Annotated in this window: 24 protein-coding genes; 10 read left to right on the top strand and 14 right to left on the bottom strand. The window is 52.1% G+C overall.

Translation table 11 applies throughout. From position 1 onward, the window contains the following. The first annotated feature begins 72 nt into the window (after window positions 1–72). Window positions 73–849, top strand: coding sequence for a shikimate kinase (locus tag BLW33_RS09915; RefSeq protein ID WP_090308285.1), 777 nt, complete (start codon window positions 73–75; stop codon window positions 847–849). Between the two features lie 70 nt (window positions 850–919). Here BLW33_RS09915 and BLW33_RS09920 read toward each other — a convergent pair whose 3' ends face one another. The 13 genes from BLW33_RS09920 to BLW33_RS09975 all read right to left on the bottom strand — a co-directional run bounded on the left by BLW33_RS09920 (window position 920) and on the right by BLW33_RS09975 (window position 15,001). Next, entirely contained in the window at window positions 920–2,200 is a 1,281-nt protein-coding gene (locus BLW33_RS09920) for an MFS transporter (RefSeq protein ID WP_090308288.1), read from the bottom strand. Between the two features lie 9 nt (window positions 2,201–2,209). Then, window positions 2,210–3,082: a shikimate dehydrogenase gene (locus BLW33_RS09925; protein ID WP_090308291.1), complete on the bottom strand. Its 873-nt coding sequence runs from the start codon at window positions 3,080–3,082 to the stop codon at window positions 2,210–2,212. Between the two features lie 28 nt (window positions 3,083–3,110). Continuing rightward, on the bottom strand, window positions 3,111–5,036 hold the full coding sequence (locus BLW33_RS09930) for an oxidoreductase (protein ID WP_090308377.1): 1,926 nt from the start codon (window positions 5,034–5,036) through the stop codon (window positions 3,111–3,113). 23 nt (window positions 5,037–5,059) lie between these two features. Continuing rightward, entirely contained in the window at window positions 5,060–5,899 is an 840-nt protein-coding gene (locus tag BLW33_RS09935) for a sugar phosphate isomerase/epimerase family protein (protein ID WP_090308294.1), read from the bottom strand. Window positions 5,900–6,464: 565 nt separating this feature from the next. After that, the gene (locus BLW33_RS09940; RefSeq protein WP_090308297.1) at window positions 6,465–7,994 is read right to left on the bottom strand and encodes a diguanylate cyclase domain-containing protein; all 1,530 of its coding nucleotides are present in this window, start codon (window positions 7,992–7,994) and stop codon (window positions 6,465–6,467) included. An 88-nt stretch (window positions 7,995–8,082) separates the two neighbouring features. After that, the gene (locus BLW33_RS09945; RefSeq protein ID WP_090308299.1) at window positions 8,083–10,992 is read right to left on the bottom strand and encodes an EAL domain-containing protein; all 2,910 of its coding nucleotides are present in this window, start codon (window positions 10,990–10,992) and stop codon (window positions 8,083–8,085) included. A 110-nt stretch (window positions 10,993–11,102) separates the two neighbouring features. After that, the gene (locus BLW33_RS09950) at window positions 11,103–11,384 is read right to left on the bottom strand and encodes a helix-hairpin-helix domain-containing protein (RefSeq protein WP_242911652.1); all 282 of its coding nucleotides are present in this window, start codon (window positions 11,382–11,384) and stop codon (window positions 11,103–11,105) included. Between the two features lie 114 nt (window positions 11,385–11,498). Next, window positions 11,499–11,957, bottom strand: coding sequence for a zinc ribbon domain-containing protein (locus BLW33_RS09955; RefSeq protein ID WP_207647824.1), 459 nt, complete (start codon window positions 11,955–11,957; stop codon window positions 11,499–11,501). 61 nt (window positions 11,958–12,018) lie between these two features. Beyond that, on the bottom strand, window positions 12,019–12,186 hold the full coding sequence (locus BLW33_RS14155) for a hypothetical protein (RefSeq protein WP_176966697.1): 168 nt from the start codon (window positions 12,184–12,186) through the stop codon (window positions 12,019–12,021). Continuing rightward, window positions 12,168–13,040, bottom strand: a complete 873-nt coding sequence (locus tag BLW33_RS09960) for a S26 family signal peptidase (protein WP_090308307.1) — start codon at window positions 13,038–13,040, stop codon at window positions 12,168–12,170. The genes BLW33_RS14155 and BLW33_RS09960 overlap by 19 nt, the downstream gene beginning before the upstream one ends. A 618-nt stretch (window positions 13,041–13,658) precedes the next feature. Beyond that, a complete protein-coding gene (locus BLW33_RS09965; protein WP_090308310.1) occupies window positions 13,659–14,198 on the bottom strand; it encodes a hypothetical protein in 540 nt (179 codons plus the stop codon). 108 nt (window positions 14,199–14,306) lie between these two features. Next, window positions 14,307–14,840, bottom strand: a complete 534-nt coding sequence (locus BLW33_RS09970) for a type 2 periplasmic-binding domain-containing protein (protein ID WP_090308312.1) — start codon at window positions 14,838–14,840, stop codon at window positions 14,307–14,309. After that, window positions 14,837–15,001 carry a helix-turn-helix domain-containing protein gene (locus tag BLW33_RS09975; RefSeq protein ID WP_090308315.1) on the bottom strand — a complete coding sequence of 55 codons (165 nt, stop codon included), beginning with the start codon at window positions 14,999–15,001 and terminating at the stop codon, window positions 14,837–14,839. Before BLW33_RS09975 ends, BLW33_RS09970 begins: the two co-directional genes overlap by 4 nt. Window positions 15,002–15,169: 168 nt before the next feature. Here BLW33_RS09975 and BLW33_RS14160 point away from each other — a divergent pair, with 168 nt between their 5' ends. From BLW33_RS14160 to BLW33_RS09985, 3 genes are read left to right on the top strand one after another with little or no spacing between them, the layout of a single operon-like run. Continuing rightward, window positions 15,170–15,313 (top strand): hypothetical protein, encoded by a 144-nt coding sequence (locus BLW33_RS14160; RefSeq protein WP_176966698.1) that lies wholly within the window; start codon window positions 15,170–15,172, stop codon window positions 15,311–15,313. 48 nt (window positions 15,314–15,361) lie between these two features. After that, complete coding sequence (locus BLW33_RS09980; RefSeq protein ID WP_090308316.1) at window positions 15,362–16,405, top strand: hypothetical protein; 1,044 nt, start codon at window positions 15,362–15,364, stop codon at window positions 16,403–16,405. Then, window positions 16,338–18,740 carry a hypothetical protein gene (locus tag BLW33_RS09985; RefSeq protein WP_090308317.1) on the top strand — a complete coding sequence of 801 codons (2,403 nt, stop codon included), beginning with the start codon at window positions 16,338–16,340 and terminating at the stop codon, window positions 18,738–18,740. The genes BLW33_RS09980 and BLW33_RS09985 overlap by 68 nt, the downstream gene beginning before the upstream one ends. 179 nt (window positions 18,741–18,919) lie before the next feature. Here BLW33_RS09985 and BLW33_RS09990 read toward each other — a convergent pair whose 3' ends face one another. Beyond that, complete coding sequence (locus BLW33_RS09990) at window positions 18,920–19,813, bottom strand: fumarylacetoacetate hydrolase family protein (protein WP_090308320.1); 894 nt, start codon at window positions 19,811–19,813, stop codon at window positions 18,920–18,922. 188 nt (window positions 19,814–20,001) lie between these two features. Between BLW33_RS09990 and pyrB the strand changes: the two genes are divergently transcribed. From pyrB to BLW33_RS10020, 6 genes are read left to right on the top strand one after another with little or no spacing between them, the layout of a single operon-like run. Continuing rightward, window positions 20,002–20,919 carry an aspartate carbamoyltransferase gene (pyrB, locus tag BLW33_RS09995; protein WP_090308323.1) on the top strand — a complete coding sequence of 306 codons (918 nt, stop codon included), beginning with the start codon at window positions 20,002–20,004 and terminating at the stop codon, window positions 20,917–20,919. Beyond that, window positions 20,920–21,354 carry an aspartate carbamoyltransferase regulatory subunit gene (locus BLW33_RS10000; RefSeq protein ID WP_090308325.1) on the top strand — a complete coding sequence of 145 codons (435 nt, stop codon included), beginning with the start codon at window positions 20,920–20,922 and terminating at the stop codon, window positions 21,352–21,354. It begins immediately after the preceding gene. A gap of 3 nt (window positions 21,355–21,357) precedes the next feature. Beyond that, a complete protein-coding gene (locus tag BLW33_RS10005; protein ID WP_090308328.1) occupies window positions 21,358–22,530 on the top strand; it encodes a dihydroorotase in 1,173 nt (390 codons plus the stop codon). Then, the gene (gene pyrF / locus BLW33_RS10010; RefSeq protein WP_090308330.1) at window positions 22,508–23,362 is read left to right on the top strand and encodes an orotidine-5'-phosphate decarboxylase; all 855 of its coding nucleotides are present in this window, start codon (window positions 22,508–22,510) and stop codon (window positions 23,360–23,362) included. The genes BLW33_RS10005 and pyrF overlap by 23 nt, the downstream gene beginning before the upstream one ends. Then, window positions 23,353–24,051 carry a dihydroorotate dehydrogenase electron transfer subunit gene (locus BLW33_RS10015; RefSeq protein WP_090308333.1) on the top strand — a complete coding sequence of 233 codons (699 nt, stop codon included), beginning with the start codon at window positions 23,353–23,355 and terminating at the stop codon, window positions 24,049–24,051. The genes pyrF and BLW33_RS10015 overlap by 10 nt, the downstream gene beginning before the upstream one ends. Continuing rightward, the gene (locus BLW33_RS10020; RefSeq protein ID WP_090308336.1) at window positions 24,048–24,956 is read left to right on the top strand and encodes a dihydroorotate dehydrogenase; all 909 of its coding nucleotides are present in this window, start codon (window positions 24,048–24,050) and stop codon (window positions 24,954–24,956) included. Before BLW33_RS10015 ends, BLW33_RS10020 begins: the two co-directional genes overlap by 4 nt. Window positions 24,957–24,959: the final 3 nt, after the last annotated feature.

Raw genomic sequence — 24,959 nt, forward strand, 5'->3', positions numbered from 1 at the left:
TTCAGGAATTTGAGCGGCCATTCGGCCGCTCTTTGCGTATGATAAATTATCTGAGAAAGGTGGAAATGGAAAATGAACCAACTGGAAGAAATCAGAGCGCAGATGGGGGCCTGTGATGACCGGATCATTGCGGCCCTGGAGGAACGAATGGGGTGTATTGAAGAAATCATCGCCTTTAAACGGGAAAATGGGGTGCCCATCTTCCAGCCGGAGCAGGAGGCCCGTCAGCGGGGGGATTGGGATGCCAAGCTGGCGGACAATGCCTACCGTGGGGAAATTGAACATATTTTTGAAGCCATGGTGAAGAGCAGTAAGCGCATTCAGAGTAAAACCCTGGTCCAGGGAAATATCATGCTCATCGGATTCATGGGTGTGGGTAAAAGCACCGTATCCACCTATCTGTGCGAAATGTTGGCCATGGATCGGGTGGAAATGGATGCGGAAATCGCCGCCAAGGAAGGGATGTCCATCCCTGAAATTTTCGCAACCCATGGAGAAGCCTACTTTAGGAATTGTGAAAGTAATCTCCTCATCGAGCTTCAGAAAAAAAGCCAGCAGGTGGTCTCCTGTGGGGGCGGCGTGGTTCTGCGGCCGGAGAATGTAGCGGTCATGCGCCAAAGCGGCACTGTCGTCCTCCTTACCGCAAGCCCCGAGTCCATCTACGAGCGAGTGAAGGACAGCACGGATCGGCCGCTCTTAAACGGCAATATGAACATACCCTATATTGAAAAGCTCATGGAGGAGCGTCGACCCCGGTACGAGGCGGCAGCTGATGTGGTGGTCAATACCGATGACACCGACATCCAGAGCATCTGTGAGAAGATTATCGCCGCACCCTGGAAAAAATAATTCGGCACCATTTAAAAAAGCCATTTCCCGTCAGAAAATCTGACCTCGGAATGGCTTTTTTAATGATAAATTATTTTTCTTTAAGAACACTGTCCCCAAAGATTTTTTTGTACTGGATGACCAGATACCCCATCATCCCGATGGCGACGACAGCAGCCACCAGAAGGAGGGCCATCATGGTGTAGATGGCGGCCTGCTCGCCGATGCTGCCCGTCATGTAGGAGACGATGAAGGGGAGAAAGCAGCTGGCTAAGCCCATCCAGGTGTAGTAAATCCCGGTGTTCCGGCCTTTGGGGCCAGGGCAGAGCTCCTGACGGACACCCAGGCCTGTTTGGAGGGCACCCCCGGCGGCGAAGAAGCCCAGAAGGGCAATGGCGACGTACACCACCGCCACCTGATTCACCAGGAGAACGATGGCTAGGGCCACAGCGGTGAAGATGGAATCCACCAGGACCACCTTTAAGGGGTTCCAGCGCAGCTTACCCATCATCACTGCCCAAAAGACTACGGCAATAATAGAGCCGGCGGTGTAGATGGAGGTCAGCCCGGCAGCCTGCATCTCATTCAGGCCACAATTGCTAATGCCGAAGGCCTTGGTGTACTGCTGGGCCCCGTACATGATAAACATACAGACGAAGCCGTAGAACATAGTAAAAAAGTTCACCAGCTTGTTGGGTGGGGTGAGCATCCGATCTTTGGCTGCCTGGATTTCAGCAGTGGCGGCATTGGTGGTCTCACCCGTGGCGGTGGTGGTGGTCTGCTTCATCATATCGTCGTATTCGAAGGTTGAAAGCAGGGAAACCACCACACAGATCACCGAGAAAATCAGGGGAATCCACACGTTAATCTGCCAATTGCCGGCGTTAGTGTTAGCCACGCAGAGCAGGGGATAGATAATCCCGGAGACGGACACAAAGGCCTTGATGCCGATGAGGGCCGAACCCGAGTACTGGGGCTTAACCGCCTCCTGGGCAGCCGGGTAAAGGGCTGCATCCCAGAAGCCTGAGGTGGCCACTCCGGCGATGAAGCAGCAGACACAGGCCAGGGTGAAACTGGTGGTAAAGAGCAGCCCGGCAAAGCAGGCGATGTAGAGGATGGAGCCGATGACGGCCATCTTCTTACGTCCCACCTTATCGGAAATCTCCCCGCCAATCCATACGCTGAGCATCTTGCCGAAGCCCGTGGCGGTAATGGCCAGGGAGACGGCGGCCGCACCGGCCACCGCATCCGTGTAGCCCCATTGGGTGAAGAACTGGGTTTTATTCTGGCTGAGGATGATGGCCTGCATCCCATGGGTGAAGTAGCACAGGTACACCGTCACCAGGGACAGCAAATATTTTTTTGCTTTCATGGCGCCGCCCTATGCCTGCTCGACCTGGAATGCCTGGAACTCGGCCAGGGGCAATTCTTTTCCAACAAAGAGCTCGTAATTGACCACCCCTTGCTGTTCCAGCATCCCCACACCGCCGACTACCTGACAGCCCGCTTCCTTCGCTTCTAAAATCATCCGGGTTTCTTTGGGATTGTACACCGTATCGGTGACCACCAGGTCCTTGCGGAAAAGGCTTTTGTCCACCAGGGTAACATCTTCGTAGGGCTTCATCCCCATGATGGTGGCGTTGATGAGAATATCGGCTTCGGCGATGGCCGCCGCCAGCTTGGCTGCGTTATCCAGATCATCTACGGTGACCGTACAGTCCGGGCAATGCTTGGCCAGCTTGGCCACTGTTTCTTCGGCCCGGGGATAAAATTCATCCATCTTATTGAAAATGGCGATTTCTTTAGCACCATCCAAGGCACATTGGACCTGGATGGCCGTGGCGGCACCGCCGGCACCCAGGATAACAATTTTCTTATCCGTAACGGTTACCCCGTTTAACTCCAGGTTTTTCACAAATCCCACCCCATCGGTGATATGCCCGGTGAGGATGCCATTCTCGTTAACAAAGACATTACAGGCCCCGATGATTTGGGCAGCGGGGGACAGCTTGTCCACCAGCTGGGCCGCGATGTTTTTGCAGGGCATGGTGAAATTCCCGCCCCGCATGTTCAGAAGCCGAATGGCCTTAAAGGCTTCCTCCATGCCATCCACATCCACATCAAAGGCCAGGTAAGCGTAATCCAGATCGTCATGCTGAAAGCTGAAATTATACATGGCCGGAGAACCGGAGTGTCCCACCGGGGTACCGAATAATGCCATTAAACCAGTATGTCCAGAAATTCTTTTTTCCATTATCGTTTCTCCACTTTTCTTTGTTTTCCTAAATTTCCAGGGCCGTATCGTAGGCTTCACGGGTCGCATCCAGAGCTCGTCTGGCCCGGGTGGCATCTCCGATGGTGTAATGGGGAATTCCGGCAGCTTCCAAATCTGCGCTTAAGGGATCATAGTTCCGATAACCCATGGACAGCACCACCGAATCGTAGCCCCTTAAGGTGTGGCGGCTGCCATCCGGAGAGTCATAATCCACTCCGTCGGTGTAGAAGGCTACTACCTTGGCGCTAGTTACCTGACCGATGCGGTAGTTTCTAAAATCCTCCATTAAATACACCCGGTGTTCGTTGATGACGTCCGCACCACAGGTATCCCGGAATTCCACAACGGTGACATCGTGACCCCGTTCCCCCAGGAAGGCGGCGGTTTCACAGCCCACCATGCCTCCGCCGACGACCAGGACTTTTTTGCCAGCGGCCACGGTACCGGCCAGAACATCCCCACCGTGGAGGATTTCCGGGGCATCGATACCGGGGATGGGCAGCATCAGGGTGGTGGCCCCGGTGGCGACAATTACCGCATCCGGGTTTTCCGCCTTTATCTCATCCATGGTTAAGGGGGTGTTTAATAGGATTTGGACCCCGGTCTTTTGGCATTTGACGATGGCACTGCGGACCATGTTGGTCAGATCCCCCTTTCCCGGAGGGAAGGCGGCAAGGCGCATATTGCCCCCCAGGGTATCGCTGGCTTCGTACAGGGTCACGCTGTGGCCTCGCTGGGCACAGAGAAAAGCGGCGTACAGTCCGCCCACACCGCCCCCGGCCACCAGGACCCGTTTGGCGGTGGATGCCGGGGAGATATTTTGGGATTCGTAGCCCAGGGCCGGGTTGGTCAGGCAGCAGATGGGTTCACCCTTAAACATATTGGCCACACAGCCCTGGAGACAGGCGATACAGGGGGTCAGATCGCTAAGCTTTCCAGCCAAGGCCTTGTTTGGCAGCTCGGGGTCGGCCAGGCTCTGACGCCCGAAGGCCACCAGGTCTGCCCGGCCCTCCCGGACCATGAGCTCGGCGTACTGGGGCTCGGTGTAGCGCCCCACGGTGATAATGGGAATGGACACGGCCCGCTTAATTTCGGCAGCCTGCTCGGCATTAAAGCCGGCGTGGGTTTGGGTGGGAGCCCACATGAATTCATCCTTTAAATGGACCGCCCGGGAAACGTGGAGGCCCTGGACCCCCATGGCTTCCAGTTCGGCGGCAATGGTGGCGGCATCGTGGACATCAATACCCCCAGGCATATCATCCGCCCCGTTGATCCGGGCGATGATGGCCACCTTATCCCCCACCGCTTTTTTTACGGCGTCGACAATGAGTCGGGGGAAGCGCATGCGGTTTTCAAAGCTGCCCCCGAATTCATCCACCCGTTTATTGGTCCGGGGAGAGATGAAGGAGCTGACCAGATAGCCGTGGGCCATATGGATTTCCACGGCATCGGCACCGGCAGCCATGGCCCGCTTAGCGGCTTCGCCATAGCCCTGGGCCAGCTCGTACACCCGGGCGGTGGGCACGGCCACGGGAATATCCTTACCGCATTTGTTGGCAATGGCCGAGGCCGCTTCAATGGGAGCCCCGGCATTTTTGGCATTGCCATCAGGACCGGCGTTTTGCAGCTGGATGGAGACTTTAGCACCATGGGCATGGCAGGCATCGATGACGGCCTTAAAGCTGGGGACAAAGGCATCGTCGTAGAGGCAGGGCTTTCTGGGGCCGCCCTTGGCTCCGGGGTGGACCACGGTGGCCTCCAGGGTAATAAGGCCGAAGCCGCCTGCAGCCCGGGCACTGTAGTAGGCCACGGACTGTTCACTCATAGTGCCATCGGTGTTGGCAAAGTTATTCCCCATGGGGGGAACAACGAAGCGGTTCTTCACCACCATATTCCCAATGGTAATGGGGGTGGACATCTTTTCGAATTTCATCATAAAACTCCCCTCAAAATTTCTTAATCTGCCAGCATTTCAGGCCAGGCTTCCTTTAAAACGGCCACAGCATTGTCATAGGTATGCTTGGCGGCGGCTTCCACACCGGTGGCTAAGATGGCATCGGAGATGACTTCGACCCCAACGGCCTTGGGATTAACGCCGGCTTCCCGAAGCATCCGGCAGAATCCGGCGGTGTCCTTGGCGCCGGTACCCGGTGCCAGGCGGTCGTGCATGGATTCATCCCGGAGGATGGAGGCGGCGTAGGGGCGTTCGTAGGCGTCGTTGATCTGGACGGAGACGACTTTCTTGGCCATTTCCTCGGTGAGGATGTCGTAGGGCTGATCTGCCCGGACCCAGTGCCAGGTATCCAGAATGAGCATGGCGTTGTCGCAGTCGGCGCCTTTGACCACTTCCCAGCCCTTTTTCAGGTCTGGAATACCGCTGTAGGGCATGGGCTCGACTCCGATGATATACTGGCCAGCCCGGGCGCACAGTTCTTTGAGTTTCTGAGCGGTGTGTTCCACGGGATAGTCTTCCATGAGCCCACAGTTGATTTGGGCCACCCCAAAGAGCTCACACATATGGAAGCAGAGCTGTTCCTTGTATTTCTGTTCGTAGGAGCGGTGATCCTCTGCCCACTGGACAATGTATTCCACCTCGGTGACGGCAATATCATATTTTTCTAAAATAGCGAGGATATCGGCATCGAAAAGCCCTTCGTTCAGGGCATCGATATAAGTTTCTGCCCGAAGGCCGATGCCTTCGTAGCCAGCTTTTTTAGCAGCAGCCACCCGTTCTTCAAAGGTACATTGGTCCCCCAGGGTCCAAGAGCTAACAGTAATAGGATGTAATTTTGACATGGTTTCTCTCCTTGGTGTTTTGATAGCTTCATTATAGACCCTGGAGTGTTGTGATACAAATTGATAATAATGACGAAAACCATAGATAAAATGAATGGATTAGAAATAAAAAAACTGCCCGGGAAAGGGCAGTGGGGGGCAGTAGGGATAGTTCTCTATAAGGGCGGCGTGCTGGACATATGCTTTCACTTTGTCTGCTTGCGGATTCGGACGGGGTGTGTTACCGAAACCGCTGCGCGCTTTCGAATATATGCCCGTTCGTCCCGATGCAGACTTACGTGAAAGATATGTCCAGCACGCCTTTGGTTGTGGATACCGCCGCGGAAAGCATCCGTTCTATCACTTGTTCCAGAAAATTTAGATTGTTCAGGATTGCATTGGCAGTTACTATTTTATCGCGTTCGGCCAAGCAAATTCAGGCTGTCCGTGGATGGTATACCAGTCATTGCGACCTTGAGACGAACAGGCGCAGCCTGTACGTCGAGCGGGAGCAGGACTGTTATACCATCTGCGAACCGCTGCCCCATTGCCACAAACCTCAGCGGACGAACTTCACCCCACCACTCTACTGCGCCTCTAAAAACCTCAAACAGTCCTCTGGCTTCAGGGGTTTGCTGAAAAAGTATCCCTGGATTAAATCGCAGCCGCATTGGCTGATGTAGTCTAATTGTTCCTGGGTTTCCACCCCTTCGGCCACCACATGGCGGTCCAGGGCCAGGAAGCCATGGACCAGATGTCGGATGAAATGCTCCTTCACCGGGTTGCCCATCACCGTCCAGACCAATCCCTTATCCAGCTTAATGGCATCAAAGGGAAGGCTGAGCAGGGCCTCGGCCTGGGTAAAACGCTGGGCCCCCACGGACCAGATGGGCTGGTAGAGAATCTGGAACCCATCCTTGGCCAGGGCATCCTCCAGGGCGTTTTTAACAGCGGCCCGTCGGTTTTCAGCCGCCCGGAGATGGGGCTCGTAGCGGCAATAGACCATCTCTGGATTCTTCTTACATTCGGCAAGGGCATACTCCGTGCTTCGGATAGCCGTTTCCAGAGAACCCTCGGCATAGGCAATATCGGCGATGGCGATGGAAGCGGACAAACGACATTCCACATTATGGGTATGCCAGGTGTGCTCCAACCGTTCGTGGATGGTGTGAATCAGAGCCTCTGTCCGGGGAAGATCCTTTTCGGCGAGGATAAAGGTGAACCGGTCACCGCTGGTTCGATAAATCGAGATATCATCGAGGACGGATTTTAGAAAAAGGGAAACCTGGCGCAGTAATGCATCCCCGACAGCCTGTCCGAAATGGGCATTGATATTCTTGAAATCATTGAGGGAAACCACCACCGCACAGGCCGGCTTATCGGCCTGGATCACCATCGTCGCCGCCTTTAAAAAAACATTGCGGTTTAATAACCCGGTCAAGGGGTCCACCGAAAGGCGGGTGCTCTGGAGGTAGAGGTATAAAATCAAGGCAGAGATAACCGAGGCACTTCCCGTTAAAATAATCGTGGGGAAGAACTTTTGCAGAAAGATAAAGATGAAAGCGATGAGTGGAAAGACAAGGAGTATTGCAGTTACCCGCCGCTCCACACGGTGATGCATCAGAAGGGTAAGGAACAGGCAACCCAAACAGTAAACATAAAAAATCAAATAGGTGATTAAGATGGCCGATCCTTGGGTATAACCGGTAGCGGGTTGGATCGTATAAATAAGGTTGTGCCAGGGGTTGGTCAGGACCATGGCAAGATAAAGCAGATAGGGAAAACAGCAAAAAAGCCAGATTGGATGGATGCCTCTGGCATTTTGGCTATATCGGAGTACAGCAGCCGTATAATAAAAATAAACAACAGAAATAAGTGGGGTCATGGCAAAATACAAAGTGGTGGTTCCGGTAACCAGCCATAGTGGCAGAGTATCGTAGGAATAAAGCATATAGGTGGAGGCCAAGGTGCAGAGGATAGAAAAAAGAATAACACAAAGGCTAATATTAAAGATTCGGTCCCGAATCGAAAAAGCATAGCTGCTTCGGATTGAGTATAGACTGATGACAATAATGATAGCTAGGGATAACCATTCCCCCACAAGATTCCACACCATAGACTAATCACTCCTTTTCTTAATAAAACATTAATTTATATTAAGTATATCATGATTTTCATCAAAAAAGAATAAAAAATCAAAGAGATCAGCACAATAGAGCTTCAAATTCCTTCACGGGTAAGGGCCTTGAAAAATAAAAACCCTGGATCTCATCGGCATCAATGGCAATAAGAAAATCCAGCTGGGCCTTAGTCTCTACCCCTTCCACGATGACTAAAAGCCCCAGGTTTTTAGTCATTTGGACAATGGATTTGAGAATCGGCTCACTCCGGGGGTTATCCTCTAAATCCCGGATAAAGCGCATATCGATTTTCAGGACATCCACCGGGAGATCTTTGAGGATGTTGAGGGAGGAATACCCGCTGCCAAAATCATCCATTAAAATAGTAAACCCTGAATTTTTAAGCTGACGCATAGTCCGAATCAGGGATTGGGGATTTTCCATATAGGCCGTCTCCGTCACCTCAATTTGGAGGAGCTCCGGGGAGATATTAAAGGAGGTGGTTAAATCCTTGAAAACCTGGCAGATATCGTCATTGTACAGGTTCATCCGGGACATATTAACGGAGACAGGGTAGAGGGCTTTTCCGGTCTGCTGCCATTCCTGTAGCTTTCGACAGGTCTCCGTCCAGACAAATCGATCCAACTTAACAATAAAGCCGCTTTTTTCAAAGGAAGGAACAAAGGCCCCAGGGGAGATAATTCCCTTTTCAGGATGGATCCATCGGACCAGGGCCTCTGATCCTGTAATTTGGCCGCTCTTTGCCTGATATTTTGGTTGAAAATACACACAAAATTGCCCAGAGGCCAAGGCGTGCTCCATCTCATTTAAAATCCATTGCTCCTGGAGAAGGCTATCCCGTTGGGCGTCGTCATAAAAGGCTAAATGGGACAGCTCACTGCCGCGCACCTTTTCAGCAGCCATGTTCGCCCGGTCACACATCAGATGTACTGGAGTATCCCGGTCCTGGATAAAGTACAGGCCACAGCGGCTGGTAATATTGAAATTCAAAGGATAGTGCTTTAAAAAATCCCGAAGATGCTGGCGGAAATCGGGGAGTTTTTTCTCTTCCCAAAGGCAGCAGATGGCAAAGTTATCCGAATCCAGACGGGAGGTGATAAAGGGCTGTCCCGGGGCGTTGCCCTCGATGAACCGTCCAAGCTTTTGGAGGAGAACATCCCCCGCTGCAATACCGTAAAGATCGTTGATGATTTTAAACCGTTCGATATCAAGGGTAATAATACAGAAAAGTTGGTCAGGATGCTGGTGGATGAGTTCAGCCGTTTTTGCATAGAAGGTCTCTTTATTGTAAAGACCGGTTAAGGCATCACACTCAGCCCGATGGCGTAAATTTTCAGATTCTTCCTGGAGAAGGCGTGTTTGTTGGGTCCGCTGTTTAAAGAGGTAAAAAAAGAAGGCCGCCAAAGCAATGGAAAACAAAATAAAAAACCAGGCACTCCGATATTTATAAAGGGTATCGGTGAAGGAATAATCATAAGAATGGGCAATGGTATTGGCAATGATAATCTCCTCAGATTCTGCGGTACTAAAGCTATTGATGGACTTGTTGAGCACTGAAATCAGAGTAGCATCCGCATCGTTTCGGCTGATTATGGCAGGCTCTTCATTGTAGGATAAAGCCGTATTAACCGACAAGCCATCATAGTGTGGATTCTGAAGGATATAATCCGCCATGTAATTGTTCATCAAAGTAATATCGGCTTTACCACTTTTAACCGCATCCATGGCATCCCCGGGATTATCACAATACAGAATCTTATAATTGGGACGATGGGTGGCGAGGTAAATTTCCAGGGATTGATAGGATCTTAGAATGGCAGCTGTCAAATCATCGTTACAATCCACCGTCTCTCCAGTACGCCCCACAGAAACCGAGTTAATATTCAGATAACTATCCGTTAAGATATACGCGGGATTTTGTAAATACTTTTCGGTGCGGTTAGCGCCGACAATCAAATCGCATTTTTTAGAATCCAAAGCTTCAATTGGCCGCTCGCCAATGGCTAAAGGAAGGTATTCAAAGAGAAGGCCACTTTTTTTCTGGATGGCATTGGCAAAATCAATATTAATTCCACTAAAGAGCCCATTGGCATATTGGGACATAGGAGCATAGTTGGGAATAACTCCGATTTTTAAAACCGGAGCCGTTTGGATATACTCGGCTTCCTCCCGGGTAAAGGAGGGTGTGGTCGAGTTTGATAAGGCTTTGTAGTATTTTTTGTAGAGATTCGATTCAAAATAGGGCTTTTCACTTTGGATGGTGGCCATAGCGGCATTAAGGGGATCTAAGATGGCCTGGTTATTCTTTTGGGTCATAAAGTAGAAAGGATCAGAGCCAAACTGTCCCACCAGCTTTAGCTCCTGATGAAAGGAAAGACTACCGGTTACCAGTAAATCAACGGCGCCGTCATTCAGGGCCTCCATCATTTCAGCATCACTGGGATAATAAACCGGAATGAAGCCAAAGCCATGGGCTGCGGCGTAATCGAAGAAAGTACTATTCTGGTAGCTGTCGCTCAGCAGGCCAACCCGTTTGCCCGCCATGGCAGGGTAGTCATCGTAATAAATATCGGAACGATTTGCAGCGGTGTAAAGGAGGGTTGATTCTTTCCCAATAGGGGTATTGGAAAAATCAAAGGTGGCTGCCCGGTCCTCGGAATATTGGGCCGAAGCAATTAAATCGATGTCTCCGGATTGGAGTCGGGCCAGCAAATTGGGCCAGGTATCAAAGACATAGTCGTATTTCCATCCGGTTTTCTTTGAAATTTCGTTGAGGTAATCCACACCATAGCCGGAGTAGCTCCCGTCGATTTCTGTTTCGATAAAGTTGGCATAATCGATATATCCAACACGGAGGGTTTGTGGCGCTGCCTTTACAGTCCTTTGATTGGTTATGCAGATAAAGTCAGAAAATAAAAGCATCAAAATCAGAAGCAAAAAAATAATGACTTTATGGAAAAATTGGGTAGACATTCCCCTCACCCCTCATCCTTTTTTCAAATTATATCATTTTTTGGAAAAAAAAGAAATACTTGGCATTTATTCTTTAAAAAAATAACGCACCCTTACGGTGCGTTTAGAATCTACTCATCCTTCCAATAAAGCCAATGCAGCTTTTCAGGATCGGGTTTTTCCGTGTTAGCAAAATATACCGCACAGCGGTACTTATAAAGTCGATTGCGATCTAAGCAGCGGCCTCGGGTGAGGCATTCCTTTTCATAAATCGACTCTGGATTGACACCGTGCAGGGATTTCAACGTTTTAAATCCCAGACGGATCAAAGATCCTTCAACTTCCTCACCGATTTCAGGAATCTTGTGCAAATCACTCTTCATCCGACTCATGCGCTGTCGGAGTGTCGTCATTGTGCCCATTTTAAATCTTTCATTCCTCCGTACTTCATATATTGATATCCACAAATACTAACACCTTTATCAACAAAAAGCTACTACTATTTACATTAAAGTTAAAAAACTTTTTTATTGTAGATTGGCACCACAATTTCCGCAGAAATTTGTTCCTGGAGGATTGGTGTGACCGCACTTGTGACAGTCCTGTGGACCCAGGGGAGTCCCGCATTCACTGCAAAATTTATTTTCCCCGGGATTCTTGTGTCCACAGGCGCTGCAGGTAGTGGTTTCGCACAGATCCTTAAAGCTTTGGCCGTTTTCACCCTTGGCGGCATCGATGATGGCCTGGGCTTCTGCCATCTGGGATAAAAGCTCCCGGAGCTGCACGGCGGTTTCCCCATAGGCGGTATCGCCGTCCCGGGCCAGGGCCATTTTCCCGATTTCGGCGTAGAGGGCTTCGGTTTTTTTCTTCAGCTCCACCACCGTCCCCCGGGCGGTTAAAAACTTCATGGTCGGGTCATCCTTGGGGAGTAGGTTTGACAGGCCTTTCATTAAATTATCTAATCCATCACTAAATAAATCACTCATGGTCGTAACCTCCTGTTTCTTTTTTCTATTATACACCCTTAGGATGATCATCGCATTAAATTTATGGAGCAGTTGTATCCGTGGTAGCTGGAAAATACACTGTCCCGGTGGCGGTGGCCGTGAGCTGGTCCCAGGCGTAGTAGGTGGTGGTAATGGAAAAGCCGCAAATGAGCAGGCATAGGCCAAGAATGGCTAATAAAATGAGTGTGTTTAAACGGAATCGACGCATGGGAGTGCCTCTCTTTCTTGTATTTTTTGAACAGCCGGGGTGATGATAACCCGGTAATTGACAATTTGGCCGGCCTTTTCAAAGGGCCAGTGCCATTTGAGTTTGCCCTTGGCGGGGATGGGGGGCATGGGCTGGCGGAGGTGGTGGTAATCCGCCTGGGATTGTTTTTTATACCATACCCGCACTTCCATCATGGCACCGGTGAGGGCCTGGGCATTGGGGTTGATGAGGACGCCCTGGAGTTCGCCCCCCTGGAGGTGGATATCGTCCAGACGCAGGGGCTTGGGCAGGGACAGATCCCCTTGCTCGAAGTGCTCAGCGGCGTCCAGACGTCGCCACACCAGGGTGTTGACCACCCAGATAATACCGAGGATGCCCAGCTCCATGATGCCAAAGGGGCTTTTCCAGAAGAGGATGAAGCGGCCGACCCAGGGGATGATGAGGACGACGGTGCCGATGACGTCGGTGGGGATGGTGCTGTAGTCGTCGTAGCGGTCGGAGATTTCGGACTGGGTCCGGACCCAGAGGCCGTCCGGGGTGGACTGGAGTTCTCGATAGTAATGGGTGAAGATTTCACCCTCCCGGAGGTCATCGACCTTAAAGGTGATGATGTCCCCGGGTGCCAGGGTGTGGAAGGTGTCCAGGGTGATGGTGCGGTCGATGACCAGGGTGCCGGGGGGGAGGGTGTCCTTCATGCTGTCGGTGAGGATGATATAGGGGCGGTAGCCAATCCAGGTGGCCAGGCGGTCGGGGATGGTGACGGCCAGGAGGGTGTAGAGGGCCACCAGGAGGATGAGGACCGAGGTGATGCCAGTTTTTAGTTTTTGGAAGCGTTGGGTTTGGGTAATGGTCATAGGTATACCTCCAAAAGGAAAATCAAAGAATGATTGTATTGCAACTCAAATAAAAAGATTAAGTAGCTCCAATCGAGTGAGTGGTTAACCGAGTAAGTACAGTGGCGGGACCATCGCGGTTGACTTTGCGAAATGCGATAGCATGAAGCAAAGGCATAGGGGGCTATTTTATGAGCGTAAGCGAATAGCCCCCGGTACCCGATGGTTCGCAATTTAAGCGGTTTTTTTTCCGCAGGAAAAATAAGAAAAACCGCTTTAATTGTGTTCCGATTAAAAGGCCCGAAAGTTCACGGCAAAGCCGTGACGAAGGGCATACTTGCGGGCAATTGATGAGAACTTACAGTTAAAAGAGTCTCAAGTGCCGCTAGCTTTCAGTAAAGGGCGTGTAGCGTGACCTTGCTGGGCGGCAACGTAACTACGGTGGCAAGCGTCGGCGGTTCGCCATTGGTATCGCAGTCCTGCTCCCGCTCGACGGACAGGCTGTGCCTGTTCGTCTCGAGGTCGCAATGACTGGGATACCATTGGCGGACAGCCTTGGGTTGTGGTGATGCCGCCGCAGTTGTAGTTTGAAAAAAGCCATCCGGAGATGGCTTTTTTCAAACAGATTAATTTTTACATTTATTTGAGTGCGGATAGGGTACCCAAGACAGATACCTGAATATTATTGCCTAACACGTGAGCTTTTGCTTCATTAGTAAAACTAATGGTTACAGTATAATTGCCAGAACCAGCATATGTTGTATCTCCAGATGAAGATAAATCACTACCAATATTATCCTTTTTTATTGTAATTGTGTAATCAGTAGTTGATATAAAGGATGTCCAATCACCGGTGTCTCCAGTGCGATATTGAACAGTTGGTGTAAAACTAAGAGTAGCTGTTTTATTAGTGGGCCAGTTTGTGACATTAAATTGTACGGTACCAACGACATCGGTAGTTGTTGTGGTGTCTAAGGTTGTGTTATGTGTGGAAGATAAAGTTGCTGCATCGGTAGCAACTAGTTCTACAGCCTGTCTCATTGCAAGTGGGGTTGTCGTATCTGCATTATCACTCAATTTATCCCAAGCCGCAAAACTCCCCGCCACGGTCACCACCACAGCCACTGCAGTCACAATCCCTAATATGGCTTTACTCGATAAAAATTTTGTACCCTTCATGATTTTTCCTCCTAATTTAGAATCGTTTTTAAGTTGATTCTAGTATAGCAAGGTCTGGGGGAAAAGGCGAATACCGGGGGTGGGGGGCGACGTGATGCTTTTTGGGTATCAGGGGAGCTGCTGGTAGTAGTTCAGGACGGCGGCTCGGAGGACTTTGGCCTCGGGGGGGATGGTGTGTTGGTTGTGGTTGTGGTGGACGCTGGATAGGGTGAGCTGACCTTGGCTGCCGCGGATGGGGCGGGTTTGGATGCCGGCTTTTTCAAATTCCTGGGCTTGGAGGGTGTGGCCAATAAGGATGTTGCCGGGGGTGCGGAGGAAGCGGACGATGGTGTGGTATTGGCTGATGGTGAGGGTTTGGTTGAATCGGGGGAAGCTGTATTGTTCAATGAGGTGCCCCCAGGAGAGGTAGCCGAAGTAATCGGGGGGCGTGCGGACAAGGCGGTAGCCGCTGAGGCGTTGGGGGTCAATGGTGGTTTCGTGGAAGAGGGGGTCTTCTGGGGAGAAATGGACGGCGATGGCAAAACGCAGATTTTTCTGAATGGGGGTGCTGGCATCGGTGTGGAGCTTTGATAAGGTATCGGCCTGGTCCACGATGGATCGGGCGTAGTAGTAGACATCCTGACCGGCAGGGGTGAGAATCATGCTCTGGGGGTGCGCTCGAAGAGCTCGGTACCCAGCTCGGCTTCCAGACTGTGGATGGCCCGGGACAGATTAGGCTGGGAGTTGAAGAGGAGGGCGGCGGCTTTCCAGATGTTTTGGGTATCGGCAACGGTGACGAAGTAGCGGAGGGTGGAGAGTTTCATGGGCGAATTCTTTCGTTTTTTTTTGATTATATCAGAAATGAGGGGGATGTATCTATAAAATCCCGTTGATTTCCAGAAAGATTGGGTGTTTTGAAATTGTATAAAAGATAAAAACGTGATAGTATTAATAAAGATATCCTATACATCAAATGAGAAAGGATGGGTGTGATGAAATCGAGAGTGGAGAAAGTGATGGTTTCTGTCCTGGCTGCTGTACTATGCTTTGTGTTTTGTATATCAGCGGTGGGCGCAGAGGAGGTGCAGCCTGGGAAAGGGGATGATCTCCAGGGCGGTAATGTGAGTGTGGTCTAGCTGACGGAGGTCGCCGGACTGGTCCTGAAGAACACCAGCTACGCCGATGTGTTTAAAAAGATATCGGACCCCATTAACGTGTATGCGGGGATCATGGGGGATTTCCAGAAGGAAAAATTCAATGAGGAGCTGATGCTTAAGATTGATGCCATCCAGGGGTCTCTGGTGGACATTGAAAACCAGATTGCCTCAGAGGATCGGGAGTTACAAAGTGCCATCAAAGCCCTTGAAGGGAAGGTGGATATGCAGAGCTATTCCCAGATGATGTCGGAGGTCAAGACCATCGATAACCAAGTCAACCTTCTGTATACAGATTACAAAGAAATTCTTGATAGCGCAGATGAGTCCACACCGGAACAGAACAAGGAGCATGCCCAAAAGTGGGCGAATCGGGAAGAGGGGGCTGATCTGGATGGCAAGATCAGCCGAATCAATGCCCTCATGAGCGATGATCAGGGGACGGATACCTTGCTGGCAGCCGGGGAGCGGGTACTCCGAAACGGCTATCCCTTTGAGCATCAGATCCACGACCCTGTGTACGCCATGTACCAGTACACGGTGGGGGTACGCCAGCGGCTGTTGTTTTTAGACAGTGAGTATTACCATTATCAATCGGCCCTAAAGAATGATCCACTCTATAACAAACAGTACCTCACCCGGTACAATGCGGTGGCCACGGCCATTAATGCCGAGGTGGAGCACAGCCAGATTACGGAACTGGCGGACCCGGAGGGGGTTAAGCAGAGCCTGGCACTGCATAATCCGGACCGGGGGAGCGGGAAGACGGTTGAGGGCTATGGGGTTATTTTAAATGCCAATAAAAAGGAATACTTCATTGCCCAGGGGGCGGATACCTTAAGCACCCTGTTTACCTGTACCCACCGGAAAACGGATGGGCGATATCCCTATGAGGATACCTTTATTCATAGTGCGGATTATCCGGCGGAGGATACCACCGGACAGTTTAAGCTCATCGATTCCCAGGGGGATTTGCGCCCTTTGGCAGAGGCCGCCTGGAACCAGGATGGGGGGGGTACGGTTTTTAGATTGGCTGGTGACGAGTGGAGGCCTAACGGAGCTGGGGAATTGTAAAGCCCTGCTGACCTCGGATTATGTGGAAAATCTGCCGGGGCCGCTGCTCTATACCAATACCACCACCCGGGATGGCCACCAGAACCTTTTCAATGCCAATGCCATAACCTATAACGACCTGGATAAGAGTGTCATCACCCAGGGGTATATTGCCAATTCTCTCAGAGTTTCGGCAGGCTATCACTTTGGTGGGGAAGCCGCAGAGACCCCCTGGTACTCTGCACCACTTTTAATCATCCTGGAAAATGGCGGGGATGGCCCGGTGAAGGATAATACCTTTGTGCCAAGGGGGATTGAGGATTTTCCGGGGACGGACCCGGTACTGGGCTTGTCCTTTGGGCATACCCTCACCGTGGATCTGTCCCAAATGACCCAGACGGATTTCCAGGGGAAAACCCTGCATCTCGAGGGGAAGGTTGTTTTAGATGGCGGGGAGGTACCCCGGTCCTTTACGGGGCTGTCCCTGGAAATGGGGACGGGGGCAGAGGTGACCCTGAAGAATGTGGATATTACCGGCCGGGATAATACCCCGGTGTTAAAGGCGACAGGGGGAACATCCACCCTGTCCATCACAGGGCGTGTGACCCTCACTGGCGGCGGGGGAACCCAAGATCGTCCGGGGATTCTAGTGAATGGCAATGATACGCTGACTATTCAAAGCGGTACTGCCGACGGCAGTCCGGGGCAGCTGACGGTAAAAGCCGCAGGGGGTGCCCCGGGAATTGATAACGGTTATAGCAATTTAAAGATTACCGGAGTGACCTTATCTGCTGCGGGCAGTGGGGACTACGCCGGTATTCAGCCGGGGCACCACCTGGAAATGGAGGACTCGGCGGTTACTGCCCAGGCAGGGAGTGCCAAAGCGGCGGATATTGGTGATAATTATTTTACAAAAGAACGCAGCAGACAGGCCAATCATCAGATTTCAAACTGTACCCTGACCCTGGGATACAACCAAATTAGTGGGAATATTCAGATGATGCCGGACTGCCAGTATACCAAGGGGGTGCCCTATTACATTACCTTTACCCATGGCAATGTCAGTGAGGATTGGGATGATGGTTCAGAATATGTGAGTCCACTAACCCTTACCATTACCGGAAGCGGCGGGGAACGCAGCCTGGAGGCCGATTGTAGCATTGCCTCAGTAACGGATCCAGAGGTCATGGTTCTGGAGGATGGAGACCTGTCCGCAGTGAACCTGGGGAGTCTTGAAACCCTGGAAATCGAGACCTTTACGGATGGCTATGGTCCCTATCCCCAGACCCTGCGGGTAGCCATGGGATCACCCTATGGTGCGGGGGAGGAACTCTGCCGGTTCGATTGTTATCGGGAGCTGTCGGCCAGTGAAGTGGAGGACAATACCTTCCATATCGATGATCGGGTGTCCCGTTTATCCCTCCGAGGCTTCACACCCCAGGTTTTGAGTCAGATGCGGGTTGCTTTGACGGGCGGTGGAACTGGTGCCCGTTTAGGGGGCGACATCCCTTGGATGGGTCTGTCCGAGTGTTATCAGAATGAACGGGGGGATTATTACCTGAATCTTGGCAATGATTTGGAGGCTGCAGAAATCCTTTGGCTCAGACGCCAGGATGGGGATAAAAGTAATGCGGCTAAATTGACATTTTATTATGTGATACCCTTAAAAAAATCCATCGGCGATGTTCCCCAAACCGAGGGCAGTCGGCAGATGGTCCAGTGGCTTCCCCTGAAGGGGGTGAACTATCCCATCTTCCTAAAAGCGGAACCGGTGAACAGCTTCGGGGTAACCCTGGCCCTGCAGAATCAGCGGGTTTTGGCTGATGATCTGCTGTTGGAGGTGGAGGGAACAGAGGGAACCCAGCGCATTGCCTTGAAGAAGTTTTTGCCCGAGGGGACCTGGCTGAGTGCCACCCCTACCCAGTTTAATGTGCTCTTTGACCAGGGCATGGGGAATTTAAAACGGGCTCGGCTGATCCAAGGGGATGGCACGGCAAAGAATGTGTCCTTGTCCATAGCCCAGTGGGATTTTTATGTCAACCAAACCGGACATTCGTCCGATTATCCTACCACCTTTTCCCTGGGGCCCTGTGTGATGCATCCCGATGAGTGGTATACCTTTAAAGCATTTAATCTGGGGGGAGTGGAGGAAAAACCGAAGCCTGAGGTACCGGCCACCCCAGGGGGGAGTAACCCCCTGGATACTGGCTCAAAGTTAGAGGCCCAAAACCCGGGAACAGGCTGGATGCCGGCCCCAAAAGGGACAGCGGAAATCTATGGTGCGGTTCTGGCAGTCCTTGGTACGGTGGTGCTCTTTGGCTGGTGGTTCTCTAAAAAGAAAAGCTGCCGGCGTTAAGAAAGAATCACGTCGAAACATACAAAAAGCGCCTGGGGGAGACCAGGCGCTTTTTGCAAAAAATTAGGAATGAAAAGAAAAAGGGGAGATATACATCTCTTGGATTATGATAAGGGATAAACCTTTAGTCTGCCTTTACCAGACAGGGGCTTCAGCATTCCTACAGATTTTGAAGAGGGCTATCGGATGATGTTGCTAAGGGTCCCAATCCCGTCGATTTCGGCTTTGACCACATCCCCGTGTTTCAGGAATACCGGTGGGTCCTGGGCGACGCCTACCCCGGCGGGGGTACCCGTTAAAATGATATCCCCGGGGTAGAGGGTTACCCCTTGGGAAAGGTTACTGACAATATAGGGAATATCGAAGATCATCTTGCTGGTGTTGGATTCCTGGCGCAGTTCGCCATTGACAAAGCACCGGATCCCTAAATCCAGGGGCAGGGGCATGGCGTTTTTATGGATGATGGCCGGACCCATGGGGCAGAAGGTGTCCAAGGATTTCCCTTTGTACCATTGGGAGTGCTTCCGCTGAAGGTCCCGGGCGGTGATATCGTTGGCGATGGTGTAACCAAAGATGTAGTCTTCCGCATCTGCCCTGGAGATGTCGGCCCCTTTTTTCCCGATGATGACGGCCAGCTCGGCCTCGTAGTCCACCTGTTTGGTCATATTGGCGTGGGACAGGATGGGCATATCCGGTCCGATAACCGAGGAGGAAAGTTTGGAGAAATAGATGGGGGCGGAGGGGGCGCCGGAAAGCCCGGGGACATTTTTAATCTCCGCGGCATGCTCGGCGTAATTCTTCCCCAGGCAGAAGATATTGCGAGGTGGTTTGGGGATGGGGGCCAGGAGGCGTATTTTATCCCGGCGGATACCCATGTCTGGATTCTGGAGCATGGCCGCTTCAATTTCTGCAATGAGGTCATCATCGGCCAGGGTGATGAAGTCAATCATTTTTTCGGGAAGCTTCAGCCCCATGACCTTGCCGATGGTGGTGACGGGGACCACGCGTTTTTTGTCCGAAGTCAGGATGCCGGCTTCTGAAAAAGATGCGTATTGGTAAGTAACGTAATACATGGCATATCCTCCGATTCTGCTTTTTATATTATTATACCGTGAATGTGCAGGGATTACCAGTGAAAACAATGTCAGGCTTTAATGCTTTTTATTTGACATTTTCATGGATTTGGCGTATCATTTTCACAAGAAAAACACAATGGGGTTAGTGGGGCCCACGGGTCCCTTTTGAAATGAAGGAGGATAGAATGCTCAAAGGTAGACATTTGATCGAACCAGGAGATTTTACAATTGAAGAACTAGAGTCTATTTTTGGACTGGCTGATAAGATCATTGCAAATCAGGAGGAATATATTGATTGCTGCAAGGGAAAATTATTAGCCAGTCTTTTTTACGAACCGTCCACCCGGACCCGGTTCAGTTTTGAATCCGCCATGCTGCGTTTAGGCGGGAAGATCATCGGATTTGATAACCCGGCCAATTCATCGGTTTCCAAGGGAGAAACCATTGCGGATACCATCCGTACGGTATCCTGTTATGCCGATATCGGGGTCATTCGCCATCCCCGGGAGGGCACGGCTAAGCTGGTGTCCAAGGCGGTGCCGGAGATGCCCATCATCAATGCTGGGGACGGGGGGCACGAACACCCCACCCAGACCCTGACGGATCTTCTGACCATCCGTCACGAAAAGGGAACCTGTGATGGCCATGTGGTCGGGGTTTGTGGGGACCTGCTCTTCGGGCGGACCATCCATTCCCTGGTCAAGACACTGGCCCGGTATAAAGATGTGAAATTCGTCTTTATCTCCCCCAAGGAGTTAAAGATGCCCGAGTATTTCCTCTCCATGCTGGAACCCGGCAGCTATGTGGAAACGGACAATCTGGATGCCGTCATTGGGGATCTGGATATTCTGTATATGTCCCGGGTCCAGCGGGAGCGCTTTGTCAATGAGGAAGAATACCTGCGGTTAAAGGATGTGTACATCCTGGATAAAAAGAAGATGCGCCACGCCAGGTCAGACATGATTGTCATGCACCCCCTGCCCCGGGTCAATGAAATTGCGGTGGACGTGGATGCGGATCCCCGGGCCGTGTATTTCAAACAGGCAAAATACGGAATGTACGTGCGCATGGCACTGATTTCAAAACTACTGGGGGTGGCATAAATGATTAATGTATCGGAGCTGAAGGAAGGTATCGTCATCGACCATATCGAGGCGGGCCATGGGTTTAAAATCTATCAGGAGCTGCATCTGGACCAACTGGAATACCCGGTGGTGCTGCTGAACAACATCCCCAGTCATAAGATGGGGAAGAAGGATATGTTAAAAATCGAGACGGACCTGGATTTGGATATGGATGTCCTGGGTCTCATCGATCCCAATGTCACCGTGAATATCGTGCGTAATGGGGAGCTGGTGGAAAAAATCAGCCTGACCCTTCCCAAAGAGGTGGATGGGATTATGACCTGTAAAAATCCCCGGTGCATCACCCAATATGAAAATGTCGGAAAAATCCGCTTTTATTTGGAAAATGAGGAAGAACGGATCTACCGTTGCGAATACTGCGACGCCTATACCACGTTCATCGAAAAGGAGTAAGCCATGAGAACGCTCATTAGCAATGTAACCATCGTCGATGCTGAAGGCATCCGGGTGGGCAAGGTTATGATTGAGGATGACAAGATCAAGAAGGTCTACAAGGAAAACGGCCGGGTTCAGGCGACCCATGATGTGGAAATCGACGGCAGGGGGAAGGTCCTCATGCCAGGCTTTATCGATATGCACAGCCATCTCCGGGACCCGGGGCTTACCCAGAAGGAAGATTTTAACACGGGGCTGGCTGCTGCCGTAAAAGGCGGCTTTACCACGGTAGTGGCCATGGCCAATACCCGCCCGGTGATAGATAATGCCGCCCTGATGGCCGAGACTCTGGAACGGGCAGCGGCGGTGGGCCTGGCGGATGTCATCCAGGTGGCAGCCGTCACTGAAGGCTTTGGCACGGAAAAGACCGTGAATTTCAAGGCCCTCCGGGAGCTGACGCTCATCTTCTCCAACGATGGCTACAATGTGGACGACGGGGCCATTATGAAAAAGGCGTTAAACGCCTCTAAAAAGTACGACTTTATCCTGGCCACCCACTGTGAACCGGAAACGGAAACCGTACAGCGGGATATCGAGCTTCTCCGGGCCACCAGGGGCGCCCATCTCCACGTGTGCCACATCAGCAAGAAGGCCACTCTGGATGCCATTATGGCCGCCAAGGCCGATGGGCTGGACATCACCTGTGAGGTTACCCCTCACCATCTCTATGCCTCGGCTTTGGAATACCGGGTTCACCCGCCCTTTAGAAGCTGGGGGGATCGCCGGGCCCTCATTGAAGGGGCTATGAATGGGGAGATTGATTGTTGCGGCACGGACCATGCCCCCCACACCGATGCTGATAAGATTGCCGGAGCACCGGGAATCAATAATTTTGAAACAGCCTTTGCCATGTACCACACCGTCTTTAAGGGGGCGGGCATTCCCATCACCCGCCTGAGCGAGATGATGAGTGCGGCACCGGCGGCCCGGTTGGGTTTGAAGGCTGGCTTGGTCAAGGATAAATACCCGGCGGATTTGGTGCTGGTGGACTTAGAGGACAGCTGGAAGGTGGATCCCAAGGCCTTCGTCTCCAAGAGCCACAACACGCCCTTTGTGGGGGAACGGCTGACGGGTCGGGTACTACTTACATTCAAAGGAGGAAAAATCGTCTATGATCATGGACCGATTATATAAGGCGGCGCTAGACAGCCCCGTCTGTGTGGGGCTGGACACCACCCCCGCTTTTTTACCGGGATATCTGGTGGAAAAGGACTGGAGCACCGGGGAAAAGATTGCAGAGTTCAATAAGCGCATTGTGGATGCCACCGCTGATTTAGCGGGGTGCTACAAGATGCAGGTGGCCTGCTACGAAGCCCTGGGACTGGACGGCATGAAGGCCTACGCCGAAACCGTGAAATACGTCCGGGGTAATGGAAAAATTGCCATCGGGGACTGCAAGCGGGGGGATATCAGCTCCACCGCCACCCAGTACGCCAAGGGGCATTTTGAAGGGGATTTCGAGGTGGATATCCTCACGGTGAACGCCTATATGGGCGAAGATGCCATTTCCCCCTACTATCCCTACCTCAAGGATAAGGAAAAGGGACTTTTCGTGTTGCTCCACACCTCCAACCCCAGCTCCCGGGATTTCCAGGAGCGGGTGCTGGATGACGACAAAAAGCTGTACGAAGCCGTGGGGGACCGCATTACCGCCTGGGGAAAGGACTTCATCGCAGAATCCGGCTACTCGGCCATTGGCGCAGTGGTAGGCCTGACCTTCCCCGAGGAATTTGAAGCCCTCCAGGATCAGTGTCCCTCCACCTTTTTCCTGGTGCCCGGCTACGGTGCCCAGGGTGGGACGGGTAAGGACATTGCCAATATCTTCAAGAAATCCCGGTGCGCCGTCATTAATTCCTCCCGGGGAATCATTGGGGGCCACCAAGGAAAAACCGAGGGACCAGATTTCGTGGATTACATTCGGGAAAAGACGGCCCTGATGAAGGAGGATATCCTACAATGGCTGTAATCATAACCAACCGCAGCTTAGCGGACGGGATTTATATGATGGAGGTGGCCTGGGAAGGTGTGGTTTCACCGGGTCAATTCTTCATGGTGCGGGCCTGGGAAACCGACCCGCTCCTGAGCCGCCCCATTTCCGTCCACGATTATCAGGACGGAGTGGTGACCTTTCTGTACCAGGTGGTGGGCAAGGGCACGGCCATCCTCTCGGGGATGGAGCCTAAAAATACCATTCAGCTGGAAGGCCCCTACGGCAACGGCTTTCCTGCGGTGGATACGCCTCTGGTGGCTGTGGGGGGCGGCATCGGCATTGCCCCCCTATACTACGCCTGCCGAAAGTTCAAGGAAGACAACCCCAAGAAGAAGCTCCGGGTTTACCTGGGCTTTTCCAATGAAGCTTATCGGGTAGAGGCCTTTGACGCCATCGCCGATGAAGTGGTGGTGGATGTGGGGGGCATCATCGTGGGCCAGGTGGATGTCAAACGGGGTGAGACCTTTATCACGTGTGGTCCCCGGGTGATGATGGATGCCCTGTGTCAGGTGGTCCCGGAAAAGAACCCGGTGTACGTTTCCTTGGAAGCCCGGATGGCCTGCGGCATGGGGGCTTGTTTGGGATGCAGCATTAAAACCGCCGAAGGAAACAAGAAGGTGTGTAAAGATGGTCCAGTCTTCCCCAGGGAGGTGCTTGAAGGATGAGCGAACGATTAAAAACCACCTTTGCGGGCGTAACCTTTAAAAACCCGGTGCTCACCGCATCGGGAACCTTTAACTTCGGCCGGGAGTTTGAAGCCTATTACGATTTGGCCCAGCTGGGGGGACTGTGCTCCAAGGGCCTGACCCTGGAGCCCCGGGAGGGCAATACCGGCATCCGAATTTGGGAGACCCCCTCGGGGATCATCAACAGCATCGGTCTGGAAAATCCCGGGGTGGATACTTTTATTGAAAAGGAATGGCCCCATCTCTCAGGGATTGGCACCGTCACTGTGGTAAATGTAGGAGGCAAGGATGAGGACTCCTATCTGGAAGCCATCCGCCGACTCAATGCCATTCCCGTCCAGCTCATCGAGCTGAACATCTCCTGCCCCAATGTGAAGGCCGGGGGCATGGCCTACGGCATCCGTCCGGAGATGGCGGCGGACATCACCGAGAAGGTGGTCAAAGCCTCAGACCATCCCATCATGGTCAAGCTCTCCCCCAACGTGGCGGACATCGCCGAGATCGCCGTGGCCTGTGAAGGGGCCGGCGCCTGCGGCATCTCCCTGATCAATACCATCCAGGCCATGGCCGTGGACATCAAGCGCAAGGAGATTGTCTTTGACAATACCTACGCCGGCCTTTCCGGACCGGCAGTGAAACCCGTGGCCCTGCGCATGACCCACCAGGTGGTCCGTGCCGTAGATATTCCCGTTATGGCCATGGGGGGCATCAGCTCCTGGGAGGACGCCTTAGAATTTATCATGGTGGGCGCCGCCTGTGTCCAGGTGGGCACCATGAACTTCGTGGACCCCAGAGCCGCCGTGGAGATTATCGATGGGCTGGAAGCTTATTGTGAAGCGGAAGGATTAGATAATATCGATGCGGTTCGGGGGATTTTGAAATAGCGT

This window comes from Eubacterium aggregans (assembly GCF_900107815.1).
GTDB classification, from domain to species: Bacteria; Bacillota; Clostridia; order Eubacteriales; family Eubacteriaceae; genus Eubacterium_O; species Eubacterium_O aggregans.

Bases quoted from the DNA above. Each gene is read 5' to 3' on its own strand.
- BLW33_RS09915 (WP_090308285.1), top strand. From the start codon at position 73: ATGAACCAACTGGAAGAAATCAGAGCGCAGATGGGGGCCTGTGATGAC.
- BLW33_RS09960 (WP_090308307.1), bottom strand. From the start codon at position 13,040: ATGACCATTACCCAAACCCAACGCTTCCAAAAACTAAAAACTGGCATC.
- pyrF (WP_090308330.1), top strand. From the start codon at position 22,508: ATGATCATGGACCGATTATATAAGGCGGCGCTAGACAGCCCCGTCTGT.
- BLW33_RS09970 (WP_090308312.1), bottom strand. From the start codon at position 14,840: ATGATTCTCACCCCTGCCGGTCAGGATGTCTACTACTACGCCCGATCC.
- BLW33_RS10000 (WP_090308325.1), top strand. From the start codon at position 20,920: ATGATTAATGTATCGGAGCTGAAGGAAGGTATCGTCATCGACCATATC.
- BLW33_RS09975 (WP_090308315.1), bottom strand. From the start codon at position 15,001: ATGAAACTCTCCACCCTCCGCTACTTCGTCACCGTTGCCGATACCCAA.
- BLW33_RS09930 (WP_090308377.1), bottom strand. From the start codon at position 5,036: ATGAAATTCGAAAAGATGTCCACCCCCATTACCATTGGGAATATGGTG.
- BLW33_RS14160 (WP_176966698.1), top strand. From the start codon at position 15,170: ATGAAATCGAGAGTGGAGAAAGTGATGGTTTCTGTCCTGGCTGCTGTA.
- BLW33_RS09990 (WP_090308320.1), bottom strand. From the start codon at position 19,813: ATGTATTACGTTACTTACCAATACGCATCTTTTTCAGAAGCCGGCATC.
- BLW33_RS10005 (WP_090308328.1), top strand. From the start codon at position 21,358: ATGAGAACGCTCATTAGCAATGTAACCATCGTCGATGCTGAAGGCATC.
- BLW33_RS09955 (WP_207647824.1), bottom strand. From the start codon at position 11,957: ATGAGTGATTTATTTAGTGATGGATTAGATAATTTAATGAAAGGCCTG.
- BLW33_RS09935 (WP_090308294.1), bottom strand. From the start codon at position 5,899: ATGTCAAAATTACATCCTATTACTGTTAGCTCTTGGACCCTGGGGGAC.
- BLW33_RS09920 (WP_090308288.1), bottom strand. From the start codon at position 2,200: ATGAAAGCAAAAAAATATTTGCTGTCCCTGGTGACGGTGTACCTGTGC.
- BLW33_RS09945 (WP_090308299.1), bottom strand. From the start codon at position 10,992: ATGTCTACCCAATTTTTCCATAAAGTCATTATTTTTTTGCTTCTGATT.
- BLW33_RS09950 (WP_242911652.1), bottom strand. From the start codon at position 11,384: ATGACGACACTCCGACAGCGCATGAGTCGGATGAAGAGTGATTTGCAC.
- BLW33_RS10020 (WP_090308336.1), top strand. From the start codon at position 24,048: ATGAGCGAACGATTAAAAACCACCTTTGCGGGCGTAACCTTTAAAAAC.
- BLW33_RS14155 (WP_176966697.1), bottom strand. From the start codon at position 12,186: ATGCGTCGATTCCGTTTAAACACACTCATTTTATTAGCCATTCTTGGC.
- BLW33_RS09940 (WP_090308297.1), bottom strand. From the start codon at position 7,994: ATGGTGTGGAATCTTGTGGGGGAATGGTTATCCCTAGCTATCATTATT.
- BLW33_RS09985 (WP_090308317.1), top strand. From the start codon at position 16,338: ATGGGGGGGGTACGGTTTTTAGATTGGCTGGTGACGAGTGGAGGCCTA.
- BLW33_RS10015 (WP_090308333.1), top strand. From the start codon at position 23,353: ATGGCTGTAATCATAACCAACCGCAGCTTAGCGGACGGGATTTATATG.
- BLW33_RS09965 (WP_090308310.1), bottom strand. From the start codon at position 14,198: ATGAAGGGTACAAAATTTTTATCGAGTAAAGCCATATTAGGGATTGTG.
- pyrB (WP_090308323.1), top strand. From the start codon at position 20,002: ATGCTCAAAGGTAGACATTTGATCGAACCAGGAGATTTTACAATTGAA.
- BLW33_RS09925 (WP_090308291.1), bottom strand. From the start codon at position 3,082: ATGGAAAAAAGAATTTCTGGACATACTGGTTTAATGGCATTATTCGGT.